At 51.9% G+C, this 9,836-nt stretch carries 9 protein-coding genes; 3 read left to right on the top strand and 6 right to left on the bottom strand.

Going from position 1 to position 9,836, the window contains the following annotated elements; all coding sequences use genetic code 11:
• Positions 1 to 179 precede the first annotated feature (179 nt).
• Positions 180 to 2,243 (top strand): protein kinase domain-containing protein, encoded by a 2,064-nt coding sequence (locus tag IQ260_RS21260; RefSeq protein ID WP_193995097.1) that lies wholly within the window; start codon positions 180 to 182, stop codon positions 2,241 to 2,243.
• Between the two features lie 222 nt (positions 2,244 to 2,465).
• On the opposite strand, the gene IQ260_RS21265 is transcribed toward IQ260_RS21260, so the two are convergent.
• Positions 2,466 to 2,705 (bottom strand): hypothetical protein, encoded by a 240-nt coding sequence (locus IQ260_RS21265; protein ID WP_193995098.1) that lies wholly within the window; start codon positions 2,703 to 2,705, stop codon positions 2,466 to 2,468.
• A 562-nt stretch (positions 2,706 to 3,267) separates the two neighbouring features.
• Between IQ260_RS21265 and IQ260_RS21270 the strand changes: the two genes are divergently transcribed.
• Positions 3,268 to 4,038 (top strand): hypothetical protein, encoded by a 771-nt coding sequence (locus IQ260_RS21270; RefSeq protein WP_193995099.1) that lies wholly within the window; start codon positions 3,268 to 3,270, stop codon positions 4,036 to 4,038.
• 113 nt (positions 4,039 to 4,151) lie between these two features.
• On the opposite strand, the gene IQ260_RS21275 is transcribed toward IQ260_RS21270, so the two are convergent.
• Entirely contained in the window at positions 4,152 to 4,340 is a 189-nt protein-coding gene (locus IQ260_RS21275) for a helix-turn-helix domain-containing protein (RefSeq protein WP_228016324.1), read from the bottom strand.
• A 451-nt stretch (positions 4,341 to 4,791) separates the two neighbouring features.
• Here IQ260_RS21275 and ilvA point away from each other — a divergent pair, with 451 nt between their 5' ends.
• Positions 4,792 to 6,303, top strand: a complete 1,512-nt coding sequence (gene ilvA / locus IQ260_RS21280; RefSeq protein WP_193995100.1) for a threonine ammonia-lyase, biosynthetic — start codon at positions 4,792 to 4,794, stop codon at positions 6,301 to 6,303.
• On the opposite strand, the gene IQ260_RS21285 is transcribed toward ilvA, so the two are convergent.
• The 4 genes from IQ260_RS21285 to IQ260_RS21300 all read right to left on the bottom strand — a co-directional run.
• The gene (locus IQ260_RS21285) at positions 6,282 to 7,058 is read right to left on the bottom strand and encodes a tryptophan-rich sensory protein (RefSeq protein WP_193995101.1); all 777 of its coding nucleotides are present in this window, start codon (positions 7,056 to 7,058) and stop codon (positions 6,282 to 6,284) included. The genes ilvA and IQ260_RS21285 overlap by 22 nt on opposite strands.
• A 67-nt stretch (positions 7,059 to 7,125) precedes the next feature.
• The gene (locus IQ260_RS21290; protein WP_322745013.1) at positions 7,126 to 8,331 is read right to left on the bottom strand and encodes a glycosyltransferase family 2 protein; all 1,206 of its coding nucleotides are present in this window, start codon (positions 8,329 to 8,331) and stop codon (positions 7,126 to 7,128) included.
• A 175-nt stretch (positions 8,332 to 8,506) separates the two neighbouring features.
• A complete protein-coding gene (gene hpsU / locus IQ260_RS21295) occupies positions 8,507 to 9,172 on the bottom strand; it encodes a hormogonium polysaccharide biosynthesis acetyltransferase HpsU (protein WP_322745014.1) in 666 nt (221 codons plus the stop codon).
• A partial coding sequence (locus IQ260_RS21300; protein WP_193995102.1) for a glycosyltransferase family 2 protein occupies positions 9,172 to 9,836 on the bottom strand: 665 nt, incomplete at its 5' end. The genes IQ260_RS21300 and hpsU, both read right to left, overlap by 1 nt.

A 9,836-nucleotide genomic window follows, 5' to 3' on the forward strand; every position in this document is an offset into this window, starting at 1 on the left:
ACTAGCGGTGGTCGGTCCATAGGACTGTCTATCGTCAATTCTAGTGTCTACGTAAAATCGCTAAGTTAGCACTGTTCATCTGCTCAACTATTTTTGATGATTGCCCGCCAGGCCAAGGGCACTTATGACAAACGCTATATGTAAACAGCCTTGCCCGTGGGATCGTCTGTATGAACCTGATGCAATTATTAAGTGTTAAATCCAAGGAAACCCTGGGCGGACGGTACAAACTCATCCAGCCTCTGAGCCAGGGCGGTTTTGGCCACACCTTTATCGCAACTGATTTACATTTACCCGACCATCCCACCTGTGTGATTAAGCAGCTCAAGCCTCATTTGCAGGACGCTGAGAGCCTGGCTGTGGCTAGACGGCTGTTTGAAACGGAAGCGCGGGTGCTCTATCAGCTGGGGGAGCATGCCCAGATTCCCCGCTTGCTGGCCCACTTTGAAGATGGTCAAGAGTTTTATCTGGCCCAAGAACTCATTGAAGGGAATTCCCTGTCGGATTTGATTCGACCGGGAAAGCCATGGTCTGAAGCGCGGGTACGTCGGCTGTTAAGCGAGATTCTGACCCCCCTGGCTTTTGTGCATGAACAAGGGGTAATTCACAGAGATCTAAAACCCTCAAACCTGATCCATCGTCGGGCTGATGACCATATCGTGCTGATCGATTTTGGTGCGGTTAAGCAGGTTAGCGAACGGCGTCAAAACGGTCCAGCCACACGCACCATTTCCATTGGCACCCAGGGCTATATGCCCAGTGAGCAGCTGGCTGGCAATCCATGGTTTAGTAGTGATATCTATGCGGCAGGGATGATCTGTCTGCAGGCACTGACGGGGACAGCGCCTCATTTGATTCAGCGGGATTCGCGCACCAGTGAAGTAGTCTGGCAGAGTCCTGATTTAGACATCAGCGCAGACTTTAAGACGGTTTTAGCCCGCATGGTTCGCTACGATTTTCGCGATCGCTATTCAACCGCAGCAGCGGTATTAGCCGAGCTGCAGGCGTTGCCAGAGATACCCACCGAGTCTTTGGTGGTCCCATCAAAGATCGAGATACCTACGGGGCCTACGCAGATTCTTGCACCGGACAAATCCCCCAGCGAGCCACCTGCAGAGCTGCCCACTGACACAACGGCACTCCTTGACCAGAGACCACCGACAGCAGAGTCGATCCCATCAGAGTCGATTCCATCAGCGCCGGTTCAAACGTCGACCCAACCGCTAGATATTAGAAAATTAGGGACACCTGTATCCTCCCCATCGTCGCAACCTGCCACTAAAACAACGGTGGCCGCTCTGTCTACGCTCTTGTTGAACAAACCGATGGGCCGGTGGTCGATTCTGGGGCTGAGTATTTTAACGGTAGCCGTCTTGGGGTTATTCCGAACCAGTCAGACATCAGCCAATCTGGCTGCTCAAATCCCTGGGGCACCACAGGTCGAGACGGTACCCTCCTCACCAGCCAGTGTCGCAACATCATCACCGGTTGTAGCCCAGCCCCCCGCAGCTCAAACACCTGCAACCCAGACACCGCCCATTTCTGCACCGGAAGATAACGCTGTAAAAGCAGCTGTAGAGGCAGCCCCCCCGCCGCCATCATCGCCAGTAAGCGACGCGACACCGCCGCCAGCCGCTGCACCTGCGGCCTCCCCCTCTGCAAAACCCTCTGCAAAACCCCCTCTCAACGAGCTGTTAACAAAAGCGAAGGAGCTGCGCGATCGCAACCAGTACAGCGATGCGCTCCAAGTTTACGACCAGCTGCTAAAGCACCATCCTGAACAGGCTGAGGCCCACTGGGGACAGTGTTACAGCTGGAACCATTTACAGAACTATGGTGAGGCGATTGCCGCCTGTGATCGCGCCCTAGCCATCGCCCCCGATCACATCCAGTCGCTTTTGAGTAAGGGCTATGCCCTGGAGCACCAGAGACAACCTGACGCGGCCCTGGCACTCTACGATCAGGTTCTGTCGTTAGCCCCTGACTACACCGACGCTTGGAATAATCGCGGCGGCATCATGCTTAGACAACATCGGTTTGAAGAGGCACTGGCGGCCTTTGACCGCGCTCGTGATATTGACCCAAATTTTGCAGCAGCCTGGAATAATCGCGGGGCTGCCCTGTGGGAGCTAAGACGATTTGACGATGCGATCGCATCTATCGACAAAGCCATTGCCCTGCAGCCAGACTATCCCGAAGCGCAGGACCTACGCGCCCAAATTCGTCAGAAGCTAGGCCGTTGAAGTCATAGTCACACCAACATACCGTGTGAGTTAATGCAGAGATACTTTCTCTTCGCATCAACGATTTGGACCGCTACCATACACGCAATGTCTTCTCTCTCTCGTTGAGGTCATTCTCTTTTTATAGCAGTCAACAACTTTGTCAGTCAGCATTCTTTGGTGTGAGGATAGGCTGCGATCTCACCAGACAGGTTTTGGAGGGTGCGATCGCAGCCCTCATCCTTAATCGACGCGCACCTTCCTAGTCAAAATTGCCATCACTTCATTGGGTTGCCCGGTGGGTAGCGGGCGGCTCCAGTCGTTGGGTTCGGCGTAGTTGAGCTGATGCAGCTGTTTGATGGTGATCTGCACATAGCCTAGGGTGCCAAACACCATATGGCGACCGTGTTCGTAGTCGTACTCTGGTAGTGAAGCAGGCTGATTGGTCGGCGCATCAGCGCCCTGAGTTGGGTCTTGAAACATGGTTCTGGGTCTCCGATGTAGGACAAGGAAAGCCAGAACCTAAGCCTTAGCCCCCCACGATGTAGTGCAAATCGCAGGGGGTAGGGCATAATATCCCAATCCCGTGGATTGCTTTGGAATCTATGGGTAGCCATCGGTTAGGTGTTGCCGCACCTGCCGATGGTGCCAAGTCATTAGGTCCTAGTGGAACAGCTGCACTAAAAGAACAGCATTGCGTAACTTTAGAACGCTCACCAGGCTTTCGTCAAGTAAGTAATAACAGGACTGTACAATTCCTTCATCATGGACTCTCACATTAAAAGATATGAGCAAAAATCTTGACAACTTCACAAAATCAACTCGTGAAGCTCTTAGCAAACGAGCGGGGCAAACATGCTCCAGGCCAGGGTGTTTGCAATCAACAGTAGGTCCTCATAGAGATCCCAAAAAGTTCATCGACCTTGGAGAGGCTTGCCATATTAGAGGCGCTCGGCCTGGTTCAGCTAGGTACGAACCAGGGATGACCTCTGCCGAACGTCGATGTATTACAAACGCAATCTGGCTATGTCGTACTTGTGGAAAAATGATTGACTCAGATCCAATTAAGTTTTCTATTGGCCGTCTCTATTCGTGGAAGATGCAGCATGAAGCTTTAATGGAACGAAGACAAGAAGGTACTTCATACACCGAAGAGCTGTTGAGTGCCGAGCTACAACCCTTTCTAAACGAGCCTCCTGGAGCTAGACAAATCGCATTGGATCGACCACGAGGATGGGAGTATCTTCTTACTATTGAACTACTTCGTCCTAAACTAAATGGCGTGTTCAGAGAGTTGACAGATTGCGAAGCCGATCTGATTTTATTTCCTAGCTCTGCATTCTCAATTCAAGAGTTCGGAGCACGGCTCCAAGAACTAATATCAGATATGGAGAGAGGTGGAGCAGCTCTATCAACACTGATCAATTCTCGCTTACCTGAAGCATGCGGACAGCTAGACAAGCCCGGTGATCCGCTAGCAATACTTCGTACCTGTAATCAATTAGAAGAAACATGTCGTTTTCTGCTCAACATAGAGGCTCGGACACGTTCACTGGTTTGGCCCGAAGCACTAAAACACCTTCGCAAGGATCTTCTTGGATGGAACTGTCATAATATCCTTCTAATGCAACAAATTGTTGACGGATTATCTGATGCTGTTGAGGAGGCATTGGCCTTAGATCAAGGCTATGATGGCCCACCTATTGTCCGGAAGATCCACCTTGCTCTTACTCTTCCAAAGCAATATGAACGTTTTTTTGAGAAGCTAAGTGCTTTAGATTTTGAGCAAATTATCTTCTCGGAATCATACATGTAGACTTAGTATAAACATCGAAACTTATTCCATAAAATCAGTCCAACAAAGTTCATAATAGTTCTACAAGCCAGATAGAATGCATTCTCAATACATCATCCATAAATTGTTGCTCCCTATTCCACGTTAGCAATTATCTTTCCAATATCTTGAGGTGTGGCACCCGTTGCTAATATTGCCCGCAGCAGTAACTCAATAGAGACTGAAGCATCACCGTTTTCGGCTTTAGCAACCCGAGGTTGACTAGAGCTGGTCTTAGAAGCAAGAGTACTTTGAGTCATCAGTTCTTGACGATGCTCCTTCAAGCCTTGGCTCAGTGCTAACTTAATTTCAACTAGAATAGTCTCCTCAGGTGTTAATTCCAGAAAATCTGAGACTGTTCCAATATTTTTCTCGATGTGGCTCTGGTTGTCTTTGCGAAGATTTCAATAATCAATATTGCATCGTCATCAATTCGATAAATGATGGCCCAAACCAGGGCTGAGCTGAGTAGTGTGATTCCGTGGATAGTGGCGCTAAGTGCGATAGCGCCTCCAATCAATCCTGTCCTAACCCAAGCTCGCATCGAACCGACTCATAAACAATGTGAGAAAAGATGCACCCGCAGGACCCTACAGAAGCCTACACGCTGCCAAAAAGACATTTCGTAAAAAGCGATAAGCTGCCAGGTCGGGTTTCGATAGACTCAGCCTACTGGGGATGTACTATTTTCATGAGGGCCTGTACTCCCCGCTCCTTTATACTTTTCCCCGTCTAATGCACGCTGATTATCTCAAACGCATCCTCAACGCCCGCGTCTACGACGTGGCCGAAGAAACAGCCCTAGAAATTGCGCCCAACCTATCGAAACGTCTGGGCAATCAGCTGCTGCTCAAACGGGAAGATATGCAGTCTGTGTTCTCGTTCAAATTGCGGGGAGCCTATAACAAAATGGCCCAGCTACCGCCGGAGAAATTGGCTAAGGGCATTATTGCTGCCTCTGCTGGTAACCATGCCCAGGGTGTGGCTCTTGGCGCCAAGCGGTTGGGGGCTCGCGCCATTATTGTCATGCCGGAGACCACCCCCGATGTCAAGATCAATGCGGTCAGGGCACGCGGCGGCGAAGTGGTGCTCCATGGGGAAACGTTTGATGATGCCTATGCCCACGCCCGTCAGCTAGAGGCAGAAAAGAATATGACCTTTGTGCATCCGTTTGATGACCCGGATGTGATTGCGGGGCAAGGCACCATCGGTATGGAGATTTTGCGCCAGTATCAGCAGCCGATCCACGCTATTTTTGTGGCCATCGGTGGCGGTGGTTTGATTTCTGGCATTGCGGCCTATGTGAAACGGCTGCGCCCTGAGATCAAGATCATTGGCGTCGAACCCAAGGACGCTGACGCCATGTATCAGTCGCTGAAAGTGGGCCATCGGGTGAAGCTGGCTCAGGTAGGTCTGTTTGCCGACGGTGTGGCGGTCAGTCAAGTGGGGGAGGAAACCTTCTGGCTGTGTCAGCAATATGTGGATGACATTGTGCGGGTGGGCACTGACGACACCTGCGCTGCCATTAAGGATGTGTTTGAGGATACTCGCTCCATTGTGGAACCGGCGGGTGCCCTGGCCATCGCCGGGGCTAAAGCCTATGTGAAGCAAACGGGCATTAAAGATGAAACCCTGGTGGCGGTGGCCTGTGGGGCCAATATGAACTTTGACCGGCTGCGGTTTGTGGCGGAACGGGCCGAGCTAGGCGAACAGCGCGAGGCTATCTTTGCCGTCACGATTCCAGAGCAGCCGGGCAGTCTCAGACAGTTCTGCGACACCATTGGCAGACGAAATTTGACCGAGTTTAACTATCGGATTGCGGATGAAACCGAGGCTCATATTTTTGTGGGTCTGGAAATTTGCGATCGCGACGATGCCATCGCCATGAAAGACCAGTTTGAGGCCAACGGTTTTAAAACCCTGGACCTGACCGACGACGAACTCACCAAAATGCACCTGCGCCACATGGTAGGTGGTCGCTCCGCCCTGGCCAAAAACGAGCATCTGTACCGGTTTGAATTTCCAGAACGGCCTGGAGCCCTGATGAAGTTTGTCAGCTCCATCAGCCCTAACTGGAATATTAGCCTGTTCCACTATCGCAACAATGGCTCCGACTATGGCCGCATCGTAGTCGGTATGCAGGTTCCCCCAGAAGATGTGGGCGAGTGGCAGGCTTTCTTAGAAACCCTCGGCTATCGCTACTGGGAAGAAAACGATAACCCGGCTTACCAGCTCTTTCTGGGATAGCGGCGTACCAGCAGCCCGACTAGAACCAGGCCCATGATCAAAGCTGACACCCAAATCACAGGTAGGTCCTGATGCCGCTGGGCAATGGCCACATCCGCCCAGATAAAGACCAGGGCAAAGGGTAAATCACGCCGTCGCACAATGGCCAAAGCGGCGATCAGATTGGCCACCGCAATCATAATGGCAGTCCACACAGCCCCCGATAGCCCCAGCTCTCTGAACCCGCTGGCGTAGAACGCCGAGGCGACATTGACTACCGTAGCCACCGAAATCCACGCTAAATAAATGCTAATCGGACCGTGCACCATCCGTTTGCGACGGCTATCGGCCAAATGTTGACCATCTTCCAACTCACTGTAGGCGGCAATCAGCGCTAATAAAATCAACGCCATCGCCACCACCGACCCCCAATAAAGCTGCAGGGTAAAGAGATAAATCCAGCTTATTTGCGCCACACAGGCCACAATCAGACACACATTAATCCGTTGGATCAGCAGCTGACCTCGCTGTTTGCGGCGAGATTGATACCAGGCATAGGCAATCAGCCCGATATAGATAACGCCCCAGATAATAAAGGCATAGTTGGCTGGGGTAATCAACACACCCGCTAACGGACCGTTGGCTAAGTCAGCAACGGTGCTGCCATCAATGGGAAAAATATTAGAGAGGGTGTTGACTATCAGGGTGCCAAGAATCGCTACCCAGGTTGCGATCGCAAGTATCCTATTGCTTCCCGTCAGGCCGATTAACCCCATGGTGTCCCACAATTAACTCATCAGCTATTGTGCCGCGTAGAGCTAAGCTTTGCCAGACAAAAATCGATCAGCTATCGCGCTCAGTCCGAATCCACTGAGATTCAGGTCCTGACAAAAACTTGAAGTACAGAGGAATCTTCCACAGGATGTACAAGGGTATGGACAATAGCTTACCCATGGGAATATCCTGACGCGCGAACCCAGCCCAGGCCAGCCCAATGGCGAGAAACAGACCTAGTCCAGCGCCGTAAATAGCCATGGCGGGCAACCAAGTTGTACCAAAGCCTAAAGTCAGCACCGTGGCCAACGCTGCCCCCGTCACCCACAGCATCACCAACAGGGATAGAGGCGGCACACACAGATCCAAGGCCAAAGCAATCAGACCGAGTCGTCCCTGTTTAAGTCCCTGCCAGAGTAGGGGAGGCACACAGGTGATCAACGTTTGTAAATGGCCATGCTCCCAACGGGTACGCTGGGTCATAGCGGTGGCATCTTGCTGCGGTTGAGCCCCGGTTACCAAGGCCTGGGGACACATCAGCGGAGCATGACCGGCAATGGCTAAGTCCAGCCCTAGCTTCATGTCTTCGACAATGTTGCCACTGGCCAAATCCACATCCTTGAGGGTGGCCCAGGGAAAGGCCATGCCCGTGCCGGTGAGTAAACAGGGCTGACCCAAAACTCGAAGGCCCAGGGGTCGCACCAGGTTTTTGACCTTAAAGGCAAAGGTGGACACCATTTCCTTGGGTGAAGGTTGGGGACTCTGCTCCAGTAGGTAGGTGGCCTGCACCGGTCGGTGGGTAGATAGGGAGAGGTTTGAGATCGCATCGATCGCCCCAGGCTTGACCTGACAGTCTGCATCCACCATCACCACTACATCGGGAGCATCCGCACTCAAATGCCGGAGGCCAAAATCCAATGCATAGCCCTTGCCTCGCTGCTGTTCATTGTGTCGCTCTAGGACCGTTGCCCCTGCCTGTCGCGCAATCTCAGCCGTGGCATCCGTGCAGTTATCTGCCACCACTAGCAGCCGGTCGGCTGGGGTTAGCTGCGGAGTCAATGTGGCCAGCGTCGCTTGAATCACCGCTTCTTCGTTATGGGCTGGCATTAAAATCGCCCGTTGCGCCTGACCCCGTAAAGCCTGGGATTGCTTAGTCCTACCTTGTCCCAACACCGCCATTAGCACCTCGACCAACAAGACAGCGCAGGGCAGCACCAACGCTGCGGCCAAGACTATCTCTGCCACTTCAACAATCACAGCTACAGACTCAACCACAAATTTTCCTCCCACAATGAATTAGATTCACCCGTTGTATTACCGCCATGGTTTAAGACATTCTTCAGCTGACATAAATACCCTCGGGGCATTTTGTCCGTGACTTCCCACATAGCTTCCCATTTCTTATGGACTCCCTATCCCAGAGCTGAGTTCCAGCATCTTGGCACCATAGTTATCGAGCAACATGCCCTTGGGAAATAATTTCTCGAGGCTTTTGGGGACAACAGGGAGAACCCATGCAAATTTGCTGAGCCGGCATGTCCTTAAACACGCTGCTACGGGCTCCAATCAGCGCATTTGCCCCAATGCGCACACCCGGTGCGATAAAGCAGTCCGTGGCAACCCAGGCGCCATTCTCAACCACAATCGGAGCCGTCACTAGGGCAAACCGGGAGTCGCTCGCGTCGTGACTACCGGTACACAGGTAGCTTTTTTGAGAAATAACACAGTGCTGTCCTAACCGGATGGGAGCCAAACTGTAAAAGGTGACATCTTCCCCCACCCAGCTATAGTCACCAATCTCCACCTTCCAGGGATAGGTAAATCGAGCCGAAGGCCGAATCACAACATCTTTGCCAATTTTGGCCCCAAAAAGCCGTAATAAGGCACAGCGTAGACCATGGGCCGTATGCAGGGTGAGAGGAAAAACCACGGCCTGCACTAACCACCACAGCATGACGTACCACTTAGGCCGACCCACTTCAAACCCAGGCTGATGATAGCGACTTAAATCGACCAAAGACGGCGGGCCAAAGGCATCGTCTGGCACGGCCTGGGGGGATGAATAGTTTTCATAGCCGGACGGATTGATAGAAGCAGGGGCTATACCGTCAGTCATTACACGTCACCTACTAAAGCGGCTTGAGGAGATTCCTGGGAGTCTTCTTTTTGGTCTGCCAGATTCAGACTGCCCCCAAAGCGCAGCTCATAGAGCTTGACTCCAATCTGATATTCGTACTGGCTCAGCAGACGTCCATAGACATACCCAGGGTAACCATCTAGAAAACCCAGACGAATAAAATAGAACAGGACAAACCGTAGCAGGGGTTTAAAGGGCAGGCGAACCCAGATTTTTTTGAGAAACCGCTTACGCTGTACAGAATCACCAAAAAGGTTGGCGCCAATGGTGCCGTCATCGCCCATGCCGGTTAGCAGGTTATAGTACACCCGTGCTTCCCAGTTGGAATAGCGGTTGTGTCGAGCCAGCCAGTGGAATAAATCACGAAAGTCGATATGGAGCATATCGTTTTCGAGATAGCCCACATTACCCCCTTCAATGACAACGTGCTCGTGCACTTCGTTATCACCGGTATTTTGAATCTCTTCGGTATTTAGATTTTCATAGCGACCTTTAGCATGCCGGAAAAAGCGCATATTCCAATCGGGATATTTGCCCCCATGGCGGATCCACTTACCCAGAAAGTAAACCCGTCGGTTGAGATAGCAGCCGTCTAGCTCATCTGCTGTAATCACCTCGGCCATTTCTGCCCACAGGTCTGGGG

Source organism: Leptolyngbya cf. ectocarpi LEGE 11479, from assembly GCF_015207065.1.
Taxonomy (GTDB): Bacteria; Cyanobacteriota; Cyanobacteriia; order Phormidesmidales; family Phormidesmidaceae; genus Leptothoe; species Leptothoe ectocarpi.